We start from the raw sequence: 25,640 nt of genomic DNA on the forward strand, positions 1-25,640 counted from the left end.
GGATCAGCGATGTTTACAAATACGATCAAGCCTAGAGACTTAAAACCAACGCCTCAGCAGATTTCGGCAAGTATCGACTTTCCAGTTAGACGTTTAGATTTAACTTTCTCAGATGAAATTCCAGAATACTGGTTTGCAAACAATGCTTTTTTGACCTGCTTTTTAGCGGCTTTGTCCAGTGCTTTTCCAGATGGAGAGCGGCAATTCATTCATAGTGTACGTAATTATCAATCGCAGATTGAAGATCCAATTTTATCAAAACAGGTCAGGGCATTTATTGGTCAGGAAGCACATCACGGCAAAGAGCATGATCAGTTAAATGATTTAATGCGAAAACGTGGTTATCCGATTGATCGAATTTATAAGCGTTTTAAAAAGATGAATAAGATGATGCAACAGACTTTTAGTCCTGCACATCAATTGGCTTCAACCGTATGTATGGAACATCTCACTGCAATAATGGCGGATTACTTCATCAGTAAAAATACTCAAGATTTAGATAAATTTGATATGGGTTTACGCAAAATTTGGGCATGGCATGCCATTGAGGAAACTGAGCACAAAGCAGTGGCTTTTGATGTTTATCAATCCTTGGTCAATCGTCCTTATTTTTTAAGATTGGTCATGCTGGAAACTACATTTTTCTTTATGTTCATTACTAGTAGGGGCACGCTAGAGTTATTGAAGCATTCTGGACAACGCACAAATTTGAAAAATTGGAATGTAGGTTTACGTTTTTTATTTGGGCGAAACGGACTTGTACGTCAAATCAGCCAAGATTATTTCGATTTTTTTTCACTCGACTTCCATCCATGGCAACACGATAACCGAGTGATGGCGGAACAGTTAAAACGCAAATATCAAATTATTTAAGCTTAGCCATCATTTTATAATAAATAGGTCTATTCGATGAAAAAATCACAAACGCAAAAACTTAGCCCTTTGCAACAACCACTTAAATTGGCTTGCGGAATCAGTATCCCGAACCGAATTGCAAAATCAGCGATGAGTGAACAGTTGGCTGATCGACATGGTTTGCCAACCATTGACCTGCAACAACTTTATGTTGCATGGGCGAGAGGTGGTACAGGGCTGCTAATCACAGGCAATGTCATGATCGATCATCGTGCTTTTGTTGAGCCTAGAAATGTGGTTCTAGAAGATGAAAGATTCTTACAGGCAAACACATTATGGGCGCATGCTGCACAGGCGAATGGCAGCAAGATCATTATGCAAATTAATCATCCTGGTCGAGTTGCCGTTTTATCCTTGCTAAAAAAACCGATTGCACCTTCCGCAGTAGGCTTGGATTTACCCATGATGAGTCTGCTTCGTATGCCGCGTGCAATGAGTGAAACAGAAATTTTGGAGCAGATTCAACGCTTTGCCAATACCGCTGCATTAGCAATAAAAGCAGGTTTTGATGGCGTGCAAATCCATGCCGCACATGGCTATTTGTTATCACAATTTTTATCACCTTTATCCAACGTTCGTACTGATCAATGGGGTGGAAACTCTGAAAACAGACGACGAATCTTAATTGAAACTGTTCGCGCTGTGCGAGCTGCCATTGGTAAAAATAAAATCTTAAGTGTCAAACTAAACTCGGCTGATTTTCAAAAGGGTGGTTTGACCCAAGAGGAATCGTTACAAATCGCCTTAGCATTAGAGGCAGAAGCAATTGATTTACTCGAAATTTCAGGTGGTAACTATGAATCGCCTGCGCAGCTTGGTTATGCACCCGAACGTCAAGTGCAGAGAGATGCTTACTTTCTTGATTATGCAACTGCATTGCGTAAAAACAGTCAACTACCTTTGATGCTCACGGGCGGCTTACGTGATGCTGAATTGATGAATCGTATTGTGGCAGAAGGGACGGTGGATTTGATTGGTTTGGCGCGACCATTTGCGTTGCAACCCGATTTAGCCAAACAACTGCTGGCAGGAAAGTCTGTAAAAGAACCAGCAACAATTCCTCATCTTGGCTATAATCCTGTGGATGCCTATCTCCAACTCGCTTGGCATGCGGCTCAATTTCGCCGTATTAGCAATGGTCAGCAACCCAAAGCCATTAAAGGATTAATTAAAACCTTGATTGCATTTGGTCCACGAATGGGGTTCAACATTCTGACGCAGCAGAATTAAAATCACATTTTGGTTTAATACATTTTTAGATAAAACTGACTAAAGAAATAAATCCTTTCTATTATTTAATCTAGGCTAGTCTTAACCTATTAAAATATAAAAGGTTAAGACTAGCCAAATGACTAAGATGATTTATTTATTTTCAGCTCTAAATCAAACTCATCCCAACGCTGTATTGCACTGTTCATTGATTGGGCTTTCACATGTCCAAAACCTCGCACATCAGCAGGAAGTTTGGCAATTTCCTCAGCAATCACCATATTATATTTCTCAGGTGATTCAGCTAAGGTCTCGACGAAACTTATATAACGGTCGCGCCATGCTTGTTCTTGCTGCCGTTCTGCTTGACGAGAAAATGGGTCTAGGAAAGTTTCACGTAGCCATTGTAAACGTGCCAATAGCATCATAGGGAAGCGGATCCAATATCCGAAAGCACGTTTACGGATATTTTGATGTGCGCCCAGTACAGGTGGAGCTAGATGATAGGTTAGACGTAAGCCTTCTCCAAACTGCGACGCTATAGACTGTTTGAATTTTTTAGCTGTAAGTAAACGTGCAACTTCATACTCATCTTTATAAGCCATCACTCGATAAAGTTGTGTTGCAATCGTTCCAGCTAATGATTCAGGTAATTTTTCCGCAGCGCTCTCTACTAAGTTTTTATACTTCAAGGCGTATGCTTCATTCCAATATTCACGCAGACGAGTAGTACGGTCTTCAATTAATTCAGACATGGTCTGAGGTTTATTAAGTTTTGGCATCGCTGCGACTAAACGCGGAATTAAATGAGGATCGCTGCTCAGATGACAACCGATACGGAAAGCCTCGATATTCTTATCGACCGCAGTACCATTTAATTGAATTGCTTTCTCTATACTTTCTCTTAGTAAGGGTATTTTTCCTGATTGCCAAGCCATACCTAAAAGAATCTGGTTGGTATAGATCGAATCTCCGAGTACTTGAGTGGCAATCCGAGCTGCTGGTAATGTAACTAGTTTTCCGTGATGTACACGTCCTTTCAAACGAGTAATTAAGTCTGTAATCGGAGCATACCAGTCCCGAGATTCAATAAAACCTAACGTTGGAGAAGCATCTTCATTCACGATCACCACTGCTTCATCTCTTAGGCGTGATAACGCAGCTTTGCTACCTGCTACGATTGCATCGGCGCCGATTAAAATATCACATTGACCAGCAGGAATTTTTGTTGCAGAAATTTGCTCGTCATCTGAAGCAAGTTGTACATAGGAATATACTGTTCCACCTTTCTGTGCTAATCCTGCCATATCCATAACACGTGTCGCTTTACCTTCAAGATGCGCAGCCATTCCTAACAATGCGCCTAAAGTAACCACACCTGTACCACCGACACCACCCACCATGATTCGGCTCGGTGTATTTTCCAAGCTAGGAATGATTGGTTTTTCTGGCCAGCCAGCAGGAAATCCTTCAAATTTTTCAGGGCGTTTCATATCACGTGTGTGTACAGTGACAAAACTAGGGCAAAAACCTTCGACGCATGTAAAGTCTTTATTACAGGTACTCTGGTTAATTTGTCGCTTAGTACCTAATTCTGTTTCTACAGGTTCGACAGATAAACAGTTCGATTGTTTTGAACAGTCACCACAGCCTTCACAAATATCAGTATTAATAAATAAACGTTCAGCAGGGTCAGGGTAGGCATTACGTTTACGACGACGACGTTTTTCACTTGCACAAGTTTGAACATAGATTAGGGCTGTTACTCCCGAAATATCACGTAATTGACGTTGGATTGCATCTAATTCATTACGGTGATGAATTTCTACATCAGGTGCTATACCTTCTTCGGCATGTATCAACTCAGGTTCATCAGTCACGATAACCTGTTTTTTTATCCCTTCAGCGGCTAACTGACGCGTTAGTTGAGCAACACTCAAATGTCCATCCACATGTTGTCCGCCCGTCATTGCAACAGCATCGTTGTAGAGGATTTTGTAAGTAATATTAATTTTTACAGCGATGGCTTGGCGAATAGCAAGATAACCCGAATGGAAATAAGTTCCATCACCTAGATTAGCGAAAATGTGTTTTTCATTAGTAAAATGCGATGCACCAGCCCAACTCACACCTTCACCACCCATTTGTGAATAGGTTTCTGTACCACGATCAAGTGAAACTGCAATGTAATGACATCCAATGCCACCTAATGCACGACTACCTTCGGGTAATTTAGTTGAAGTATTGTGAGGACATCCGCTACAGAAAAATGGTTTGCGATCAGCAATATCTAAAATACGTTGAGATTCTTGTTCAGCTGTTTTTAATAAACCAACTCGGTTTTGAATTTGTTCTTTTATATGAACTGGAATATCCAAGGCGAGAAAACGTGCTGCCAACATTTTTGCAATTGGTTCAGGCTGAAACTCGTAATATCCAATTAAGGGAGCTTCCTCAGTAGATGTACTCCATTCGCCCTTACCATCACAAGCTTTACCAATAATATGAGGGCGTTGATGATCAGGTAGTGAATACAACTCATCTTTAATTTGAGATTCAAGAATCGGGCGTTTTTCTTCAACAACGATCAGCTCTTTTAAACCTTCTGCAAACTCATGTAATCCTTGTGGTTCCAAAGGCCAAATAAGACCGACTTGATAAACTTTTAAGCCAATTTGTTCAGCAATATCGTTATCAATCCCTAATATACGCAAAGCTTCAATCGTATCGAGATAACCTTTGCCACTCGCAACGATACCGATACGGGCATTTTCACATGACCAAGTGACTTTATTGAGTTGGTTAGCACGTGCATATGCTAAAACAGCAGGTAAGCGGTATTTGTAAAGTCGTTCTTCTTGTTGGATACCATGATCTGGCCAGCGAATATTAACGCCATCATCAGGAAATTTAACATCTTTAGGCAGGACTGGAATGACACGATCCTCATCAACATGCACAGATGCTGATGTCTCTACGATTTCACTCACGAGTTTCATGGAAGTCCATACACCCGCAAATCGTGACATAGCGACCGCATGGATACCAAGATCAAGAATGTGTTGTACTGAGGTTGGATAAAAAATAGGAATGCCGCAACCCATCATCACATGTTCAGACTGGTGCGGAACAGTAGAAGACTTACAAGAATGATCATCACCAAATAGGGCAACAACACCACCGTGTTCGGCTGTACCTGCGAGGTTAGCATGACGAAGCACATCACCTGAGCGGTCTACACCTGGACCTTTGCCATACCACCAAGAAGTAACACCATCAAATTTACCTTGACCTGCTAAATTGGCTTGTTGGCTACCCCAAATTGCGGTAGCAGCTAAATCTTCATTAACACCAGGTTGGAACACCACATCATGATCTTTCAGAATTCCTTCAATTTGCCAAAGAAAATTATCATAGTTACCAACAGGTGATCCGCGATAACCTGAAATAAATCCAGCAGTATGGTAACCATTTTTACTATCACGGCGGGTTTGAACGAGAGGTAACCGCACTAAAGCTTGAATACCACTCATATATGCCGTGCCGTTATCGCTTATGTATTTATCATCAAGGGATACATCTTTCGTCGGTATCTTTTTAGGTGTAAATGTCGTAGCGATATTCATTTATGTCTCCTTTGTATTATGTAGTTCGAGCTACTTTCTTTTCTCAACATCCGAGTTGACTTTTGGAGTTATAGACATACGGCGATCAAATCATGCGCAGAACCGTTAAAAAATATGCATGAATGTATGTACACATTTACCATTGTGGTTGATCTAAACTGGTGCAACAATGCGTAATTTAGGAAAAGATATTTACGTTATGCGCAAAAATCTCGATGGTGGACTGTTGCATGCAATGCATGCTTTCCTGAAAGTGATTGACAGTGGAAGTTTTACAGCAGCAGCTGAACAGATGGATTTGACCACAGCACAGGTATCACGTCTGATCAGCGAGTTAGAGTCACGGCTTGGTGTGAAACTGATGCAACGCTCTACAAGGCAGCATGCATTGACAGATATTGGTGCGCTTTATGCTGAGCGTTGTCGACAAGTACTTTCAATCATAGATGAAGCAGAGTCAGAAGCGACAGGAACGGCAACAAAACCAAAAGGACGGTTGCGGATTTTGAGTATGGCAAGCTTCGGGCATTATTATATATCGCCTGTGATGGCTAAATTTTGCCAAAGCTACCCAGATTTGACTATTGAATATCGAACTTCGCAGAACACACCAGACATTTTAGGTAAGGGAATTGATGTCAGTTTATATTTAACTGAATCACTAACGGATTCAAGATTCGTATCACGCCGTATTGGCACCATATTTTCAGTGTTGTGCGCATCTCCTGCATATTTAGAAAAGCATGGCATACCAAACTTACCTGAAGATTTGTACAATCATGCATGTCTACGTTTGGTCAATCCATCAATTACACCCGAATGGCATTTAATTAATCAAAAGGGTGGTTTTCATGAGATCAGTACGAGCGGTCAAATTGTGGCTGATACTCCTGAGTTGTTATTAGAGGTCGTACAACAAGATATGGGAATCGCATTATTACCGATGTTTTCGGTGATTGAAGCTGTTCGTGCAGGTCGATTGTGTCATGTGTTGCCCGATTGGCGTTCACCTGATATTGGTGTTTATACCTTATTACCGTCCAGAGATTATATTGATGCAAAAACTCGTGCTTGGTTGGATTGGGTAGAACAATATATTTCACCAAAAATTAAATCAGATACTTCTTATTTTTATCAATTAACACATACTGAATGATCAAAATTTAAGTCAAAAATAAGTGATTAAAATAAAAAATATGAATGCTCCTTCAAATTTATTTTTAGTGGAGCATTTATCAATTATCTCTGAGATTTATTTATGCACATGACTGCTGAAGATAAGTATTTGCATAATTTGATAAGTTTTTTCGGTTTAATGTTTGGTTGATATTTTGACTAGCCAACATCAGTTTTTCTAGATTAATGCCAGTTTCATATCCAATGTGTGACAGTAAATAATACAAATCCTCAGTTGCAACATTCCCTGATGAACCTTTGGCATAAGGACAACCACCCAGTCCAGCAAGTGAAGAATCAAAGACTCGAATACCTTGCTGTAAAGATTGATAGATATTGGCGATTGCCATGCCATAGGTATTATGAAAATGTCCAGCCAAAATCTTGCTATCCAATTCTGCTAAGCATGCTTGCCAAACTTTTTGCACTCGATCTGGTGTCGCTGTCCCAATGGTTTCACCCAATGAAATTTCATAACATCCCATGTCATGCAGCCGTTTGACGACATTCACGACTTGTTTGGGATCAATTGCACCCTCGTAAGGACAGTCCACCATACAAGAGACATAACCACGTACGCGAACATTATTTGCTTGCGCGGCTTGGAAAATTTCAGAGAATCGTTCTAAGCTTTCACCGATCGAGCAGTTGATATTCTTTCGGGTAAAACTCTCAGAAGCTGCGGTAAAGACCGCAACCTCTTTACATCCAACTGCTAAGGCAGCTTCAAAGCCTTTAAGATTTGGCGTGAGCAAGCTCAAATTTAAATCATCACATTGTGGCAACAATTTAAATAACTCATCGCTCTGTGCCATTTGTGGTACCCATTTGGCTGATACACATGAACCCACTTCAATTGACTTTAAACCTGCATCAATTAAATCATTGATAAAACTCAATCGCTGCTCAATGCTTAAAGCTTGTTTCTCGTTTTGCAAACCATCACGAGGCCCAACTTCTACAATCTTTACATAGTCACTCATGCAACTTCCTCCTCAGCAGCTTGGAAGTCCACAAGCTCATCACCAGCTTTGACTTGATCTCCCACTTGGAAATAGGCATCTAAAATCACACCATCTTTTGGAGCACGAATGGTATATTCCATTTTCATCGCTTCAAGCGTCAAAAGCACATCATCTTTCTTCACGGTGTGATTTGCGCCTACAAGTAATTGTGTCACCACGCCTGGCATCGGTGCTTTGAGATGTCCTTGCTCAGATTGACCATCAGTTTGATTATAATCCTGACGTAAGTAGCTAAACTTATAACTTTGTCCAGCGTTGAACAGGGTAATGCCTTGTACACCTCGGTTAAAGGCGAGTTTTTGCTGAATTCCACCAATTTGAATATTTGCACTGTGCTGATCAGTCAATTGACCTGTGATGTGATACTGCTGACCATTAAATTCTGCGTTAAACCCTTGTTCAGCAGCAGAAAACTTAATTTGAATATTTTGATTTAAATAGTTCAATTTAATGCTGTGTTGATAAGACACATTACTACGCCATAAGGGTTGTGCTAGCCACAGTTGTTTTTGAGTTGATTGATTGCTTTGCATTTGGCTTAGAAATTCAATAAATGCAGTCGCAACAACAAACTCAGGTTTTATGTTCACTGGGCTAAACAAGAACTGCTCTTCACGTTGGATTAGATTCGTATCCAACTTTGCTTGTTTGAATGAATCACAACGTACAATCTTTTCCAAAAAAGCAATGTTATTGCCTAAACCATCGACATGGAATTGACTCAGCGCGTGTTGCATTTGAATCAAAGCAGCTTCACGGTTTTTACCCCATACGATCAATTTGGCAATCATTGGGTCATAGAAAGTGGTAATTTCATCACCTTCAACGATGCCACTATCTACACGAACATATTGGTTTTGCGCTGGGTAGCGTAGATAATCAATTTTACCGATTGCAGGTAAAAAGCCTTTTTCTGGTTCTTCTGCATAAATACGTGCTTCGAGCGCATGCCCATGAATTTGTAATTCATGTTGGAGTTTTGGTAATGGCTCACCGTAGGCAACTCGTAATTGCCATTCTACTAAGTCCTCTCCTGTAATCATTTCAGTCACAGGGTGTTCGACTTGTAAGCGTGTGTTCATTTCCATGAAATACGCCGTACCGTCTTGTTCAACAATAAATTCAACCGTACCCGCACCAACATAATCCACAACTCGAGCAGCATCAATTGCAGCTTGACGCATTGCATCGAGCTTTTCGCTTGGCATTTGCGGAGCAGGGGCTTCCTCTAGTACTTTTTGATGACGACGTTGAACAGAACAATCCCGTTCAAATAAATGTACATAGTTGCCATGTGTGTCGCCAAATACTTGTACTTCGATATGACGTGGTTGAATCACATAACGTTCAATCAGTACGTCATCATTACCAAAACTCGATTTGGCTTCACGTTTACACGACGCAAGAGAATGTAGGAAATCTTCGCTACGTTCCACTAGACTCATGCCTTTACCACCACCACCAGCACTGGCTTTGATCAAAACAGGATAGCCAATTTCATCTGCTTGCTGTTTTAAGAATTCAGCATCTTGGTTGGTTCCGTGATAACCCGGCGTTAAAGGTACACCTGCTTTTTCCATCAATGCTTTAGAAGTTGCTTTCAAGCCCATCGCTAAAATGGCATCGACTGGAGGACCAATGAAGCAAATATTATGCTGCTGGCAAGCTAAAGCAAATTGATCGTTTTCCGAAAGAAAACCATAACCAGGATGAATCGCTTGGCTTCCTGTATCAATCGCCGCTTGAATAATACGATCAACTTGTAAATAACTTTGTGTTGCAGGAGATTGACCAATATAAATCGCTTCATCAGCAAGTTTAACGTGTTGTGCATCTGCATCTGCATCTGAGTAAACCGCAACCGTCGCAATACCTAATTTTTTGGCGGTACGAATCACACGGCAAGCAATCTCACCACGGTTCGCAATTAAAATCTTTTCAAACATGTTGATCATCCTTAATTGTTGTTATTAGAATTTAAAGTCCACGCAGGGGCTTGCTTATTTAAGAAAGCGGTTAAGCCTTCTTTTGCCTCACTGCCTTGACGGACTTGTGCAATGTGTTGAGCAGTTTGTCGAAGTAATTCATTATTCATACTTTGATTGCTGACCATTTGAATCAGTTGCTTAGATGCTGCTTGGGCATGTGGTCCACCCAGCAGTAAAGCATCAATAATCTCTTGAACTTTTTTATCTAAATCTTCTGCATCCGCTATTTCATGTGCCAAGCCGATTTGCTTTGCTTCGTGCGCTGAGATACGTTCAGCAGTTAAAAAATAGCGTGAAGCTTGTCTAGCGCCAATCGCACGAATCACATATGGGCTAATCGTAGAAGGAGCAAGACCTAGTCGAACTTCAGAGGTTGCAAACTTTGCATCGGTACTGGCAATGCAAATATCACATGCAGATGCCAAACCCATACCACCACCAAAAGCGATGCCATGAACCCGAGCAATCGTTGGCTGTTTTAGGGTTGCAAGTGCTTCAAGCATCTGTGCAAGTTTTAAAGCATCGGCTTCATTTTCTTTTGTAGAAGCTTGACCCGCTTGTTTCATCCAATTCAGATCTGCACCTGCTGAAAAGCTTTTACCACGACCTGCTAAAACTACAACTCGAATATCGTCACGGGTAGCAAGTTGCTTAAAACAAGTATGTAATTCTTCAATCACTGTTGTATTAAAAGCATTGTGTAGCTCAGGGCGATTCAGCCACACATATGCCACCTGATCATGCTGTTCCAGTTGTAAAAATTGATAGCTCATAAAACACCTCTTACATGCGGAACACGCCAAATTTAGTTGGTTGAATCGGTGCATTTAAAGCAGCAGCAAGACTTAATCCTAGTACTTGACGCGTTTGCGCTGGGTCAATCACACCGTCATCCCACAAACGAGCAGAAGCATAGTAAGGATGACCTTGAAGTTCGTACTGATCACGAATTGGTTGCTTAAATTCATCTTCTTCTTGTGCTGACCATGCTGCGCCTTTTTGCTCGATCTGATCACGCTTCAAAGTTGAAAGTACGCTGGCTGCTTGCTCACCGCCCATGACTGAAATACGTGAGTTTGGCCATGTCCATAAGAAACGTGGAGAATAAGCACGTCCACACATACCGTAGTTACCTGCACCAAAAGAACCGCCAATGATGAGTGTAAGTTTTGGTACATTAGCTGTTGCCACCGCCATCACCAGTTTGGCACCGTGCTTGGCAATACCTTCATTTTCGTATTGGCGACCCACCATAAAGCCTGTGATATTTTGAATAAATAACAACGGAATATTGCGTTGGGTACATAGCTCAATAAAGTGTGCGCCTTTTTGAGCTGACTCAGAAAATAGAATGCCATTATTGGCAATAATTCCGACAGGCATCCCATAAAGAGATGCAAACCCTGTGATCAAGGTTGAACCAAAACGAGCTTTAAACTCATCAAAACGAGAACCATCGACAATACGTGCAATCACTTCTCTTACATCAAATGGCTTACGTGCATCGGTAGGGACTACACCATACAACTCTTTCGCATCAAACAATGGTTCATCAATCTGTTTGTTGAGTTCGTTTGGTTTTTTATTCAAATTGGCAACGATATTACGTGTAATCGCAATCGCATGTTCATCATTTTCAGCGAGGTGATCAGCAACACCTGAAAGACGCGTATGTACATCACCACCACCCAAATCTTCGCTACTTACGACTTCACCAGTAGCAGCTTTAACCAGAGGAGGACCACCCAAGAAAATCGTGCCTTGATTACGCACGATGATGGTTTCATCTGACATCGCAGGAACATAAGCACCACCAGCGGTACAGCTACCCATGACGACCGCAATTTGGGCAATACCTTGGCTCGACATACGTGCTTGATTGTAGAAGATGCGCCCGAAGTGATCACGATCAGGGAATACCTGATCCTGCATAGGTAAATACGCACCACCTGAATCTACAAGATAAATACAAGGTAAGTGATTTTGTTCAGCAATTTCTTGAGCACGTAAATGCTTTTTAACCGTAAGTGGGTAATAAGTGCCACCTTTAACCGTTGCATCATTGGCAACGATCATGCATGTCACACCATTAACCTGTCCAATACCTGCAATCACACCCGCAGCAGGAATATCATCTTCATAAACTTTATACGCAGCAAGTTGTCCGATTTCTAAAAAAGCTGTTCCAACGTCAATCAATTGATCTATACGTTCACGTGGAAGCAATTTTCCACGTGCTAAATGCTTTTGACGTGCGTTTTCTCCGCCACCTAATGCAATATTTTGGGCGACTTGTGTTAAATCATTGACCAACGTCTGCATAGCTTGTTGGTTTGTTTTGAAGTCTTCACTTCGCACATTAATTTTGCTTTGTAATTGATTCATATGATGCATCCTGATTTATCGTTATTATTTGGTTTCATTAAACAATTCACGTCCGATCAACATACGACGAATTTCAGATGTGCCTGCACCAATTTCATAAAGTTTTGCATCACGCCATAAACGCCCCGTAGGGAATTCATTGATATAGCCATTGCCACCTAAAGTTTGAATCGCTTCTCCTGCCATCCATGTCGCTTTTTCTGCTGCATATAAAATGGCACTGGCTGCATCTTTACGTAAGCTACGGTCATGATCTGCTTTATCACACGCTGTACCAACCGCATATACAAGCGCTTTACAAGCCAGCCACGTTGAATACATATCAGCAAGTTTGCCTTGCATTAATTGGAACTCACCTAAAGCTTGTCCAAATTGTTCACGTTGATGTAAATACGGAATCACGACATCCATGCAGGCATCCATAATGCCAAGTGGACCTGCGCTTAAAACTGCACGCTCATAGTCCAAGCCACTCATCAGGACTTTAGCGCCGTTACCGACACCCCCCAACACGTTTTCAACAGGTACTTCTACATTGTCAAAAAACAATGGATAGGTATTTGAGCCGCGCATACCAAGTTTGTCTAGGTGATGACCATGACTAAAACCTTTCATGTCTTTTTCAATTAAAAAAGCGGTCATGCCTTTTGCGCCTGCATGTGGATCAGTTTTTGCGTATACCACTAGGACATCAGCATCACCGCCATTGGTAATCCACATTTTTGAACCATTTAAAACAAAATGATCGCCTTTCTGCTCAGCACGTAATTTCATACTGACCACATCTGAACCCGCATTTGGTTCAGACATCGCAAGGGCACCAACATAGTCACCCGAAACTAATTTAGGTAGATATTTCTGCTTTTGTTGCTCATTACCGTTGCGATTAATTTGGTTAATACATAGGTTTGAGTGTGCTCCATAGGAAAGAGCAATTGCTGCTGAAGCGCGAGAAATTTCTTGCATAACAATAATATGAGCAAGATAACCTAGGTTTGTGCCACCGTATTCTTCAGAAACCGTTAAGCCTAATAAGCCCATATCACCGAACTTTTTCCATAGATGGCTCGGAAATTTATTGTCTTGATCTACTTGCTGAGCAATTGGTGCAATTTCTTTTGCACAAAATGCGGCAACTGAATCTTGCAGGGCAATGAGTGTTTCATCCATACCAAAATTCAAGCTACGTAGGTTCATTGTGTTCATCCTATTGGTTATATTTGTTGTTCCATAAGCATTCTTGTTTGTGCTTAGGAAGTACCATACAATGAATTTTTAAAAAAGTGAATAGAGATTCATAAAATGATTTACAATTCACTTTATTTGTTAGAGAATAAATTTCATGAGTTATAAACGATCATCTTTAATGCAAGAACGGATGGAACAAAATCGTAAGTCGATTTTGAGTTCAGCCAGAAAATTAATCTCAGAAGGAGGTTTTAAAGACGCACAGATACAAACTATTGCAGAACAAGCAGGTGTTTCGAGTGGGTTGGTTTATCGCTACTTTGACAATAAAAGTCAGGTGCTTATCGAAGTTCTGTCAGAAGCGATCAATACCGAACTATTGGTGATTGATGCGATTACAGAAAGTAATCTAACAGCTGAACAGAAATTGCATAAAGCAGTAACAACCTTTGTAAAAAGGGCATTAAACAGTCCACAGCTTGCATATTCACTTATGTTTGAACCTGTGGATTCAATAGTGGAGCATGAACGTTTTCGTGTGAAGCAGTTGATCAAACAGAGTGTGATTAAGATACTCGCTGATGGAAATGCAAACGGTGAGTTTATTTTAGAAGATCTAAATACCACAGCATTATGTATGGTTGGTGCGATGACCTATGTAGTGGTAGAGCCTTTAGATCCAGCTCAAAATGTAAAATTTGATCAGCAACATAAAGACTATTTTTCAAAGCAGATTGCAGATTTTTGTGTGGATGCCGTAAGGAAAAAATAGGGCATAACATCAATAAAAATCAAAAAACAAGGCAGTTTGAAGAATAGTTGCAGTAATAACAATGAGATGAAATCAGAACAAAATTAGAAAGAATCAAGGAGAATGATTCAATGCAACAACAACGGTTAAGCTATGCCTCTGGACCAAGTGCACAACCCTTATTGGGGATGACGATTGGAGAAAAATTTGATCAAGCTTGTCAGCAATATGCTGATCAAGAAGCGATTGTAAGTTCACATCAGAACAGACGGTTGACCTATAAACAACTACAAGATGAAGTGAATGCTTTTGCCTGTAGTTTGCTCAAACTCGGTTTAAAGAAAGGCGATCGACTAGGCATCTGGTCACCAAACTGCGTGGAATGGACGATCACTCAATTTGCTGCTTTTAAAGCAGGGATTATCCTAGTGAACTTAAATCCTTCCTACAAGAGCCATGAGTTAGAGTATGTATTGAATAAAGTTTCCTGCAAAGGATTGATCATCGCCTCACAATTCAAAACGACTGATTATCAAGAGCTTTTGACGCGAATTGCACCAGAAATTGTTTTCTGTACAGACAAAATTATTCATTCAGAACGTCTGCCTTTCTTGAAGTTTGTGATCAAAATTGATGAAAAACAGCATACAGGTATTCATCGTTTCAGTGATCTAGTCGTTCCTCCAACTCAAGAACAACTCAATCAATTACAATTGGCTACGCAGCAATTGCAATTTGATGAAACCATTAATATTCAATTTACATCAGGTACAACTGGTAATCCGAAAGGCACAATGCTCACCCATCATAACATTCTGAATAATGGTTATTTTGTAGGAGAGGGTATTCGTTTAACGCCACAAGATAAAGTGTGCATCTCAGTGCCTTTATTCCACTGTTTCGGTATGGTCATGGGAAATCTAGCCTGTATCACACACGGTTCTACTATGGTGTATCCATCAGCTGTTTTTAATCCATTAGAAACACTAAAGACAATTCACAACGAACGTTGTACGGCAGCATACGGCGTACCAACCATGTTCATCGCCACTTTAGAGCATGAACAATTTAATGAATTTGACCTATCTAGTTTACGTACAGGGATCATGGCGGGAAGCCCATGCCCACGTGAAATTATGCAGCGTGTGATTGATCGTATGCATATGTCAGAAATCACGATTTGTTATGGCATGACTGAGACTTCACCAGTCAGCGTACAAAGCTCCGTGAGTGACACCATTGATAAACGCGTCAGTACGGTTGGACATGTTCATCCACATGTCGAAATCAAAATCGTCGATCCTGAAGGGCAACTCGTACCACAAGGAACCTTAGGCGAGCTATGCGTCAGAGGTTACTCGGTAATGGCTGGCTATTGGGGCGAAGAAGAAAAAACTCGTGAAGTAATTGATGCCGCAGGTTGGATGCATACAGGTGACATTGCGGAAATGGATGCTGAAGGATTTGTCAAAATTAAAGGTCGCATCAAAGATGTCGTCATTCGTGGTGGAGAAAATCTCTTTCCTAAAGAAATCGAAGACTTCTTATATACCCATCCAGCGATCTGTGACGTGCAAGTGATCGGTCTACCTGATACGCGTTATGGTGAAGAACTATGTGCTTGTATTATTTTGCATGAACATCATCAGACCGATGAAGACAACATTCGTAGTTTCTGTAAGGAACACATTTCACATAATAAAGTGCCACGTTACGTAAAATTCTTTAATGAATTTCCTATGACCGCATCAGGCAAAGCGCAGAAGTTTAAGTTACAGGAAATCATGCGTGCTGAACTGAATTTAACTGGAAACGTATTCGACTAAATGATGTTTTACATCGCATAGAAAAAACAGCATTTTAAAGTCATAACGCAAAGGATCACAGTGAATGGCAAAAGATTTTAATAGTCCAAAGATCGTTGAAGAATATGATCAACATATCCGTAAGTTAATTCCTGGATATGAAATCATTCATCAACAAGTGGATGCCATTTTACAGTCTGTACTTGAACCAACTGCACACATACTTATTGTTGGATGTGGAACAGGTTATGAGTTGGAATATCTGCTAAATAGACATCCTGATTGGAAATTTACTGCGCTTGATCCTTCCTTAGCTATGCTTGAAAAAGCAGGAACACGTGTCAAACAAATGGGGAAGTCAGCACAGGTACAATTTGTACATGGTGATCACTTTGCTTTAACTGAAAGTGCTGGTTTTGATGCTGCACTTTCTATTTTAGTCGCGCACTTTATTGCAAATGAACAAAAAACTGACTTCTACAGCAGTATTCATCGTTGTTTGAAAAATAGTGGACTGTTATTGACCTATGATTTGATGCCTTGCAGTAATCCTCAGCATCTACAAGCTTTACGTTATCTATGTATGACTCAAGGTTTAACTGGATTGCAATGCCAGAAAATGTTAGATCGCATGGAAAATGACTTTTTCACTATTTCATTCAGTGAATATCAGCAACGACTTCAAGACATTGGTTTTGAAGACGTACACTCATATAGTCAAATCTTAATGTATCAGGGTTTGATTGCGAAAAAGGCAGAAATTGCCGAGTTTGCTCAAGCCTCATAACCCAAGGGATTCATTCATAATGGAATAAATGATGAGAAGAATAATTTAGCTTTTATTTTTACCAAATGTTCAATTAACAGTGACTTTTATAGTTATTGTGAGGTTCTTTTTGTCTAAATAAAGCGTTACACAAAACAATGAGAGGAGGCAAAACCAAATAAAATCAGATCATTAGGTTTTAAAACAAGAAATGCGATGCAGTCATCAAGTACTGCAAAGGATATAACGCAAACAAAAAATGAACTTGAAAAGTAAAGTTCATGAAACAAGGAAATTGATTTTAATGAAAAGATTCATCTTAACGGTTCAACAAAGTGTTTTAGCACTATCTGTACTGACTGCCATGTCTGGAAGTTATGCAGGCTCAGAAAATGCAGAAATAGAACAACTTCGTCAAGAAGTAAAAGAGTTGCGTGCAATGCTGCAGAATTATGTCCAGCAAACTCCGCCTGCTCAGCCCACTACTCAGGTCATGGTTGCACCTAGAGCCGAACCCGTTCAAACAACATCGCCGAAATTATCACTCACCAAATCTGGTGCAGAGGTTAATTTATATGGTTATTTGCGTGCGGATGCATCTTATCAAGCGAAAGGCGCATCAACGATGTACAACAATATTAGCGGCGTACCATTAGAAGGGACAGCTGAAGAAGCTCAACAAAAAGATCGTTTGCATAGCACTGCAAGTGTTTCTCGGATAGGTCTAAATTTTAAAACACCTACTGCTATGGGCGATGTCGGTGGAAAATTAGAAATGGACTTCTTTGGTAGCGCATCACGTGATCAATTCCGTATCCGTCATGCCTATTTAACCTTTGATAAATGGTTATTAGGTCAGACATGGTCCACATTTATCGCACCTGAATATTATCCAGAAACGATTGATGCTGCGACCTATGTAGGCGGAGCATTACAACGCTCACCATTGGTTCGTTATAGTGACAATATTACGGCAAATACCAGTTTTGCTTTAGCTGTAGAAGATCCTAAATATACAGCAAGTTCTGACCCTGATAATGAAATGCGTTTACCTGCCTTTGTTGGACGTGTAAATCATAAGTTTGCCAATGGCTCTATGCTTTCTGGACGTAGTTTTGTCGCTGAAAAGAAAACCAGTCAAGATGACGAATGGGCTTGGGGTGTCGGCATCGGTGGAAAATATCAGTTAACACCAAAAACCTTTCTCAAAGCGGACTATAACCATATCAAAGGCGACGGACGCTTCCTGATGTGGACCAATAGCAGTTATGCAATTGATGATCAAAAACATATTCAAAGCAATGAGTTTGATTCAATTTCAACAGGGATTACCCATCAATTTAACACTCAATTTCGTTCAACATTGGGTTATGGCTATATGAAAGCCAAAGACAACAATGCATTTGCACGAATCAATAAAGACAACACAGCTCAAAATAAAGAACTATGGCAAGGCTGGATCAATGGCATGTACAACCCTTACAAGCCAATTACCTTAGGGATGGAATATGTCTACGGTGAACGTGAAACCTTTGATGGTCGCACAGGGACGGATAACCGCATCAACATGACGGCGAGTTATGATTTTTAATATAAATAAAACCTTGAATTATATGTTTTTTCTTTAAGGTGCATTATGTCGTTTTAAATAATGATTAGGAATTTATCTCATTGAGGAGATGCAGAATGACAACATCTACGGTTAATGTAAATGCAGTAATTGATCAAGCAAAATTTACACCTTTTCACTGGAGTATTTTACTTTGGTGCTTATTGATTATTATTTTTGATGGTTACGATCTCGTCATTTATGGCGTTGTTTTACCTTTACTGATGCAGGAGTGGTCTCTCACTTCTGTGCAAGCGGGCATGCTCGCCAGTACTGCTTTATGCGGGATGATGTTTGGAGCAATGTTGTTTGGTGCTCTGGCAGATAAAATCGGACGCAAAAATGTAATTTTAATTTGTGTTACTTTTTTTAGTGGTTTTACTTTTTTAGGCGCATTTGCATCTAATCCTTTTGAATTTGGTATTTTACGGTTTTTAGCAGGTTTAGGGATAGGTGGGGTTATGCCAAATCTCGTCGCACTCACATCAGAGTACGCACCTAAACGCATTCGCAGTACCTTAGTTGGCACAATGTTTAGTGGTTATGCGATCGGTGGAATTTTATCAGCGCTTATCGGCAGTTCTTTAGTTGAGAGTCAAGGTTGGCAAATCATGTTCTTGATTGCTGGTATTCCTTTGATTTTATTACCTGTTATTTGGAAATTCCTACCTGAATCTTTAACCTTTTTGGTTAAAACTGGCAAAACTGATCAAGCACATAGCATCATTCAAAAAATTTCACCTGAACAAAGCATCGGTATTAATACGCGTTTAGTGTTGAATGAAGATAACGTTCCAACAGGTAGTTCTGTAAAAGGGTTATTTCAACAAGGACGTGCATTCAATACGCTTATGTTTTGGGTATTGTTCTTTATGTGCTTATTAATGGTTTACGCACTAAGCAGTTGGTTACCTAAACTTATGCTTGCAGCAGGTTATTCACTCGGCAAGAGTATCTTATTCTTATTTGCTTTGAATGTCGGTGCAATGATTGGTTCGATTGGTGGTGGCATTCTCTCAGACAAATTCCATTTGAAACCTGTAATTATGGGAATGCTGATGGCAGGTGTCGTGGCACTGATCGGCTTAGGGTTTAACTCTCCAGCTTATGTTTTATATGGTTTGGTGACTGTGGCTGGCGCAGCGACGATTGGTACTTCAATCCTTCTTTATAGCTATGTTGCTCAATACTATCCATTAAGTGTTCGCTCTACTGGAATTGGTTGTGCTTCTGGTGTAGGTCGAATTGGTGCGATTGTCGGTCCGATTTTGACAGGCTTGTTACTAACCTTGAACTTACCACATACCATGAATTTTGTGATGATTTCTGTCCCTGCAATGTTAGCAATTTGCGCGATATTGAGTTTGAAACGTCATAAATTTGATGATGAGCAAGAGGTAGAAGAAGTAAAAACTAGCTTGACCGAATCAAGTAATGCTTAACTTAATATGACTTGATCCTTCTTTAAAATACGAAAAGCACATCAGATAGGCTGATGTGCTTTTTTATTTCAGACAAAACCTAAAATCAAAAAGGTAAGAATAGAAGTGAGTTTACTCAATTCCTGACTGCCCTTAATTCTTTAAAACACTTGGATTTACATGAGACTGGTATCTATTTTTTCATTCAATCGAGAAAGAAAAATGAATCTAAATCAGATCAAACCTTTTCCACACATCATTTTTATGCAAAAAAAAGCATCTCGATTGAGATGCTTTATTGATATTTGATAATTTAGATTTCAATTGCTACAGCCGTTGCTTCACCACCACCGATACACAATGCTGCAATACCTTTCTTTTTACCTAAACGTTTTAATGCATAGATCAATGAAAGAATAATACGTGAACCTGTTGCACCAATCGGGTGACCTAAAGCACATGCACCACCGTGAACATTGACTTTAGCTTCATCAATACCTAATTCATGGATTGGTGCCATAGCCACCATCGCAAATGCTTCATTAATTTCCCAAGCATCGACATCAGCAACTGACCAGCCAGCACGATCAAGTACTTTTTGAATCGCACTAATTGGAGCAATCGTAAACTCACTTGGATGTTGCGAATGACTCGAAGTAGCTACAATCTTAGCCAAGACATTTAAATCATTTGCTTGTGCATAATCTTCTGTAGAAAGTACCAAAGCCGCAGCACCATCCGAAATCGAACTCGAATTGGCTGCCGTAATCGTACCGTCTTTGCTAAAAGCAGGGCGTAGTGTCGGAATTTTATCAAGATTTGCTTTCAGAGGTTGCTCATCTTGGTCAATCACCTCAACACCTTTACGTGTTTTAACTTCTACAGCGACGATTTCATCTTTGAAATATCCTTCTGTAATTGCTGTTTGAGCTTTTTGGAGTGAAGAAATCGCAAAGTTATCCATTTGCTCACGGGTGAAGCCTTTGATATTTGCCATATCCTGAGCAAATGAACCCATTAAACGACCCGTTTCAGCATCTTCTAAACCATCCAAGAACATATGATCTTTGATTTCACCATGTCCCATACGATAGCCACCACGTGCTTTAGGTAAGATATATGGTGCATTGGTCATTGATTCCATACCGCCCGCAACCACAATATTTGCACTACCAGCTTTCAAAGCATCTGATGCCATCAATACTGCTTTCATCGCAGAACCACATAGTTTATTGATGGTCACTGCGCCAACATGATCTGGAACACCCGCTTTACGCATTGCTTGACGCGCAGGACCTTGACCAATACCTGCACTCAATACACAACCAAAAATCACTTCATTAACTTGCTCTGTTGCAATACCCGCACGCTGGATAGACTCACGGATTACAGCAGCACCTAATTCTGGAGCAGTTAAACTAGCAAGGCTACCTTGAAAACCGCCCATAGCGGTACGACTACCTGACACAATAACAATAGAACTCATTCTTATATCTCTTTAAATGTATGTTGTTATAAAACTGCTCCAGTTCAACAGACTAGAGCAGAAAAGCTAATTTCATTTGTGCCACTAAAGATTTATCAAAAATTAATGGCACACCTGTTACTGCTCGAATTTGTTCGAGCGTGACATCTTTTGCGAGTTCAATCAGCTCAACACCTTCAGATGTAATATCCATGACACCTAAATCCGTAATCACGCGATGAACAACGGCTTGACCTGTAAGGGGTAAGCTGCATTTTTTAACGATCTTAGGCGTACCATCTTTCGCGCAGTGTTCCATAAGAACCACAACTTTTTGAACACCTGCAACCAAGTCCATTGCACCGCCCATACCTTTGACTTTCTTACCTGGAATCATCCAATTGGCTAAGTCACCTTGTTCAGAAACTTCCATAGCGCCTAAAATCGCAATATTGACATGACCGCCACGGATCATGGCGAAAGATTCTGAACTTGAGAAAAATGCCGCACCCGCACGTGCAGTAATCGTTTGCTTTCCAGCATTAATTAAATCCGCATCTAAGGTTTCTTCAGTAGGAAATGCGCCGATACCAAGCAATCCATTTTCAGACTGCAACCATACATTCATGTTTTTTGGAATGTAGTTAGCAACAAGGGTAGGTAAACCAATACCTAAGTTCACATAGAAGCCATCTTCGAGTTCTTGTGCAGCACGCTGTGCCATTTCATTACGTGACCAAGCCATTTTAAACTGCCTCCATGCTTAAAGTTTTTTGTTCGATACGTTTTTCAGGTGAAGCATTTAAAATAATGCGATTCACATAAATCCCTGGTAAATGAATTTCATCTGGATCTAATTCACCAATCTCAACGATTTGTTCCACTTCAGCAATGGTGATTTTCCCAGCCATTGCACATTCAGGATTAAAATTCTGAGCCGTCTTACGGAATATTAAATTTCCTGCTTTATCTGCCTTGTAAGCTTTAATAAGAGAAACATCAGCAGTAAGCGATTCTTCTAAAATGTATTTTTTACCATGAAAACTGCGTTCTTCTTTACCTTCAGCAATCAAAGTCCCCACACCAGTTTTCGTATAAAAAGCTGGAATACCAGCACCACCAGCGCGTAATTTTTCCGCCAATGTTCCTTGTGGAGTTAATTCGACTTCAAGCTCGCCATTAAGATATTGACGTTCAAATTCTTTATTTTCACCCACATAAGATGAGATCATTTTTTTGATCTGTTTGGTATGCAATAAAATACCTAGACCAAAATCATCCACACCTGCATTGTTCGAAATACACGTCAGACCTGTTACACCACTTTCTTTAACCGCCACAATGAGCTGTTCAGGAATTCCACATAACCCAAAACCGCCCACGGCAAGGGTTTGGTGATCAGCAACCGCATCTTTGATCGCAGCCTCAGCGCTGGCATATACCTTATTCATTCTATTATTGTCCTGTCATCCCTTAGTGATTTAGTTTTAGCATTAGGACTAGGTAGATAGAAGTTGATTTTTCTCAAGGATTAATGAGTTTAATTAATAAATTGATTTATTTGGATGAATTTTAATCTTAAAAAACAATAGATTATAATTAATAAATTATTGAAATTGTTAATAATAAATATATTTATTTACACGTGAAAAATATAAAACCAATTGCAATAATGAGTTATTTAAAATTTATACCTTATCAACGACTCAATAAATTGTGCCGAAATATGTGATATTTCAAAATTCTTTTTATAGACGATACCAACCGTTTTGTGGATGCTTCCATCTTCCAGTTCGAGTAATACATTCTCTGTTAAATCAATATGCTTGGCAAAATGACGAGGAATCGCGCTTACCCCAATACCATGTGCAACAAAACTAGATAATGAAGAAATCTGATGGCATTCGATTTTTAAGTCCAAAGTCATATTGTTGCGCAAACAGTTTTGCTCAACCAAGTGACGAACAATCGATGGCTTTTGTAGGGTAATAAAAGGATTAGCAAACAGTTGTTGCCACGAAATACGTGCTTTATCTGCTAAGGGATGATTTTTAGGAAGTAAGGCAAGAAAGTCTTCATCAAACAAAGGCACAAACTCTAAGCCTTCGGTCAGTTCTGGTTCAAAACAAATGCCTAACTCAAAGATACCATCTTGAACTTTTTCAATAATGGTTTCATTTGGAATATCATGGATCGAAAAATTAAGGTTTGGATGCTTAGATAAAAAAGAATGAATCACATCAGGCAAGATCGCATGGGTAAAAAAGGGCATCGAGGCGATACTAAGTGTGCCGCGATTTAATTTAAAGCGTTGTTTAACGTCATTTTCCATTTCATCCCAATTTGCCAATAGTTTTTTTGCGTAGGGAATGAGAGATTTGCCTTCTTGAGTCAGTTCAACACGACGTGTATTTCGATTAAACAACTTACCGCCAAGTTCATCTTCTAAACTTTTTATACTTAGACTTAAAGCAGACTGACTTAAGTGCAGTTCCAGCGAAGCATTGGCATAATTTAAAGTACGCGCAAGTGCTAAAAATGCCTTTAGCTGCTTAAGAGTCATCGCTTTTCCTAAGTAAATTATTGAATACATCTAATTTATCGTAAAAATGAACTGAATGTTATTTTAGAAATTATTTTTCAAAGAAAAGTTGATCTATACAGCAAATAAAAACTCCCACAATTAGAAAATAGGGGGAGTTTAATTCAAAGATTAGAGAAGATTTTGTTTTATCTAAATTATACTTTGAGTTTTTTAAGTCCGCGGCTTACACCATTTTGTAATGCCAATTTAACGATCGGACCAATAAATGGCACACGACCTTTAAAGCTAATTGTATAGTCTAAACGTGTTCTGTTATTCCCAAGATCAGTAAACTTCATCACCCCGCGATGCGCTTTAATTGGCGCAATACCACTGGTAATCGCATATTCAATCAGTTCATTTTCTCTATACACTAAGTTTGTTTCAACAAATGAAGGCGTGAGTGGAATAGATAACTTACGCGCAGAACCAACCCCATTACGTGCATCTTGACCATCGCTCAAACGAGTCACTTTCGCTGGAGCAAAGAGTTTATTCAAATTTTCATGCTCACTTAGGATCGCAAAAACCTTCGCGACAGGGGCATTGAACTCTTGAGTGATCTTAACTTGTTGCATTTTTAGCATAGTAATTCCTTTCTTTTAATTTGACATGCTTAATTGTCAATTTAAAATACATCATATTTCATAATTGAAAAAGGGTTTTGTTATTTATTTACGATTAGCTTTAATAGTTGGCTTTAATAGTTGGCTTTAATAAATATATAAATCGGTTTTTTACTGTAACCACTTGGAATTCAATTACAAAAAAATAGCTCGTAAAGCTAAGAAGTTTAACAAATCAATAAGAGTCTATATTCACCAGCTTGCTCAATAGGCGCTCTGTGTACGGACGGTAAAACCTGTTGTGTTGGATGGTCAACTGCCAAGCGCCATAAATGACCTAGACCTAAATTAATAGGCGTACTATCAGGTTTCGCTTGATAATGTAAATCAAAAAAATATTCTTCTAGAAACGTTTCAAAGTCAGTATCAGTATCAACGCCTTCATATAACTCTTTAAGTTTTTCCCTAATTTCTGGAATCAAAATTTTTTGCTCTACTTGATGATTAGGTAAGATCTCACTAGCTGCACCATGATAAGTACATAAAAAAGTATCAGTTGGAATGGGGGAGCGATCAACATGAAACGAATACACATCGGTTGAAATAAAATCTAACTCATCATCACGTTCGTAATTTTGAATCAAGTTAAGCGTAGGTGATGCGCCGAGTTCTGTTAATTGTTGGATATCAGCGATAATGATTTCCCTTGCTAGATTTCCTTTTTCTGAAAGTTGTAAAGCCAATAGATCATCAACTGAAACCTCAGTGATATTTTCTTTTAACTGAAGTTTATTCACAATTTCTTTGAAATCGCCTAGCAAATTTCTATACCAACAAATTGAATTCGCATCACCCTGAAAATTAGAAGTGATAAGCTCAAAAAAAGTTGAAACTACGATAATTTGTTTGTTTTCAGAAAAACTATTTTTCATATAAAATGTAAATTCATAGCTAGATAAAAATATGCCTAATCATACACTCTTCTTAAATCAGTTTAACGCTCATTAATGACATCAAATACAGTAATTCTTAAACTATTAAAAATCATACTAATTAAAACCGTTATTGAGCAAAAATATGCGCAAAAACTCATGTATAAAATTATATTGAGCAAATATATTCACAAATATTAAGTTTTATAGTATTTTTGAGAAAATAATT

Annotated in this window: 20 protein-coding genes; 8 read left to right on the plus strand and 12 right to left on the minus strand. The window is 39.5% G+C overall.

Features of this window, described 5'->3' with window-relative positions; translation table 11 throughout:
- Nucleotides 1–9 precede the first annotated feature (9 nt).
- Both NGC85_RS08235 and NGC85_RS08240 read left to right on the plus strand, forming a co-directional pair.
- Entirely contained in the window at nt 10–873 is an 864-nt protein-coding gene (locus NGC85_RS08235) for a metal-dependent hydrolase (protein WP_254805515.1), read from the plus strand.
- Nucleotides 874–909: 36 nt separating this feature from the next.
- Nucleotides 910–2,145 carry an NADH:flavin oxidoreductase/NADH oxidase family protein gene (locus tag NGC85_RS08240; RefSeq protein WP_254805516.1) on the plus strand — a complete coding sequence of 412 codons (1,236 nt, stop codon included), beginning with the start codon at nt 910–912 and terminating at the stop codon, nt 2,143–2,145.
- A 122-nt stretch (nt 2,146–2,267) separates the two neighbouring features.
- Here NGC85_RS08240 and NGC85_RS08245 read toward each other — a convergent pair whose 3' ends face one another.
- Nucleotides 2,268–5,750 (minus strand): indolepyruvate ferredoxin oxidoreductase family protein, encoded by a 3,483-nt coding sequence (locus tag NGC85_RS08245; RefSeq protein WP_254805517.1) that lies wholly within the window; start codon nt 5,748–5,750, stop codon nt 2,268–2,270.
- A 199-nt stretch (nt 5,751–5,949) separates the two neighbouring features.
- Here NGC85_RS08245 and NGC85_RS08250 point away from each other — a divergent pair, with 199 nt between their 5' ends.
- Complete coding sequence (locus NGC85_RS08250) at nt 5,950–6,906, plus strand: LysR family transcriptional regulator (RefSeq protein WP_254805569.1); 957 nt, start codon at nt 5,950–5,952, stop codon at nt 6,904–6,906.
- Nucleotides 6,907–7,006: 100 nt separating this feature from the next.
- Here NGC85_RS08250 and NGC85_RS08255 read toward each other — a convergent pair whose 3' ends face one another.
- The 5 genes from NGC85_RS08255 to NGC85_RS08275 are packed head-to-tail and all read right to left on the minus strand — an operon-like array spanning nt 7,007 to nt 13,521.
- Nucleotides 7,007–7,909 carry a hydroxymethylglutaryl-CoA lyase gene (locus tag NGC85_RS08255; protein ID WP_254805518.1) on the minus strand — a complete coding sequence of 301 codons (903 nt, stop codon included), beginning with the start codon at nt 7,907–7,909 and terminating at the stop codon, nt 7,007–7,009.
- Nucleotides 7,906–9,897, minus strand: a complete 1,992-nt coding sequence (locus NGC85_RS08260; protein ID WP_254805519.1) for an acetyl/propionyl/methylcrotonyl-CoA carboxylase subunit alpha — start codon at nt 9,895–9,897, stop codon at nt 7,906–7,908. Before NGC85_RS08260 ends, NGC85_RS08255 begins: the two co-directional genes overlap by 4 nt.
- 11 nt (nt 9,898–9,908) lie before the next feature.
- On the minus strand, nt 9,909–10,712 hold the full coding sequence (locus NGC85_RS08265) for an enoyl-CoA hydratase/isomerase family protein (RefSeq protein ID WP_254730089.1): 804 nt from the start codon (nt 10,710–10,712) through the stop codon (nt 9,909–9,911).
- Between the two features lie 10 nt (nt 10,713–10,722).
- Nucleotides 10,723–12,324 carry a carboxyl transferase domain-containing protein gene (locus tag NGC85_RS08270; protein ID WP_254730091.1) on the minus strand — a complete coding sequence of 534 codons (1,602 nt, stop codon included), beginning with the start codon at nt 12,322–12,324 and terminating at the stop codon, nt 10,723–10,725.
- A 24-nt stretch (nt 12,325–12,348) separates the two neighbouring features.
- The gene (locus tag NGC85_RS08275; RefSeq protein WP_254730094.1) at nt 12,349–13,521 is read right to left on the minus strand and encodes an isovaleryl-CoA dehydrogenase; all 1,173 of its coding nucleotides are present in this window, start codon (nt 13,519–13,521) and stop codon (nt 12,349–12,351) included.
- Nucleotides 13,522–13,666: 145 nt separating this feature from the next.
- On the opposite strand from NGC85_RS08275, the gene NGC85_RS08280 reads away from it, so the two are divergent.
- The 5 genes from NGC85_RS08280 to NGC85_RS08300 all read left to right on the plus strand — a co-directional run bounded on the left by NGC85_RS08280 (nt 13,667) and on the right by NGC85_RS08300 (nt 19,885).
- Nucleotides 13,667–14,284, plus strand: a complete 618-nt coding sequence (locus NGC85_RS08280) for a TetR/AcrR family transcriptional regulator (RefSeq protein WP_254730096.1) — start codon at nt 13,667–13,669, stop codon at nt 14,282–14,284.
- Between the two features lie 110 nt (nt 14,285–14,394).
- Complete coding sequence (locus NGC85_RS08285) at nt 14,395–16,089, plus strand: AMP-binding protein (RefSeq protein ID WP_254730099.1); 1,695 nt, start codon at nt 14,395–14,397, stop codon at nt 16,087–16,089.
- 64 nt (nt 16,090–16,153) lie between these two features.
- On the plus strand, nt 16,154–16,855 hold the full coding sequence (locus NGC85_RS08290) for a class I SAM-dependent methyltransferase (protein ID WP_254730102.1): 702 nt from the start codon (nt 16,154–16,156) through the stop codon (nt 16,853–16,855).
- Between the two features lie 283 nt (nt 16,856–17,138).
- Nucleotides 17,139–18,425, plus strand: a complete 1,287-nt coding sequence (locus NGC85_RS08295) for a DcaP family trimeric outer membrane transporter (protein WP_254730105.1) — start codon at nt 17,139–17,141, stop codon at nt 18,423–18,425.
- Between the two features lie 95 nt (nt 18,426–18,520).
- Nucleotides 18,521–19,885, plus strand: coding sequence for an MFS transporter (locus NGC85_RS08300; RefSeq protein WP_254730107.1), 1,365 nt, complete (start codon nt 18,521–18,523; stop codon nt 19,883–19,885).
- A 292-nt stretch (nt 19,886–20,177) separates the two neighbouring features.
- Here NGC85_RS08300 and NGC85_RS08305 read toward each other — a convergent pair whose 3' ends face one another.
- The 6 genes from NGC85_RS08305 to NGC85_RS08330 form a co-directional block, all read right to left on the minus strand.
- Nucleotides 20,178–21,350 (minus strand): thiolase family protein, encoded by a 1,173-nt coding sequence (locus NGC85_RS08305; protein WP_254730109.1) that lies wholly within the window; start codon nt 21,348–21,350, stop codon nt 20,178–20,180.
- 52 nt (nt 21,351–21,402) lie between these two features.
- Complete coding sequence (locus NGC85_RS08310) at nt 21,403–22,074, minus strand: CoA transferase subunit B (RefSeq protein ID WP_254730113.1); 672 nt, start codon at nt 22,072–22,074, stop codon at nt 21,403–21,405.
- Between the two features lies 1 nt (nt 22,075).
- Nucleotides 22,076–22,780, minus strand: a complete 705-nt coding sequence (locus tag NGC85_RS08315) for a CoA transferase subunit A (RefSeq protein ID WP_254730116.1) — start codon at nt 22,778–22,780, stop codon at nt 22,076–22,078.
- A 230-nt stretch (nt 22,781–23,010) separates the two neighbouring features.
- On the minus strand, nt 23,011–23,892 hold the full coding sequence (locus NGC85_RS08320) for a LysR family transcriptional regulator (protein WP_254730119.1): 882 nt from the start codon (nt 23,890–23,892) through the stop codon (nt 23,011–23,013).
- Nucleotides 23,893–24,068: 176 nt separating this feature from the next.
- Nucleotides 24,069–24,500 carry an SRPBCC family protein gene (locus NGC85_RS08325; protein ID WP_254730122.1) on the minus strand — a complete coding sequence of 144 codons (432 nt, stop codon included), beginning with the start codon at nt 24,498–24,500 and terminating at the stop codon, nt 24,069–24,071.
- Nucleotides 24,501–24,706: 206 nt separating this feature from the next.
- Nucleotides 24,707–25,411, minus strand: coding sequence for a DUF1826 domain-containing protein (locus NGC85_RS08330; RefSeq protein ID WP_254730124.1), 705 nt, complete (start codon nt 25,409–25,411; stop codon nt 24,707–24,709).
- Between the last annotated feature and the right edge of the window lie 229 nt (nt 25,412–25,640).

This window comes from Acinetobacter sp. Z1 (assembly GCF_024296945.1).
Lineage (GTDB): Bacteria > Pseudomonadota > Gammaproteobacteria > Pseudomonadales > Moraxellaceae > Acinetobacter > Acinetobacter beijerinckii.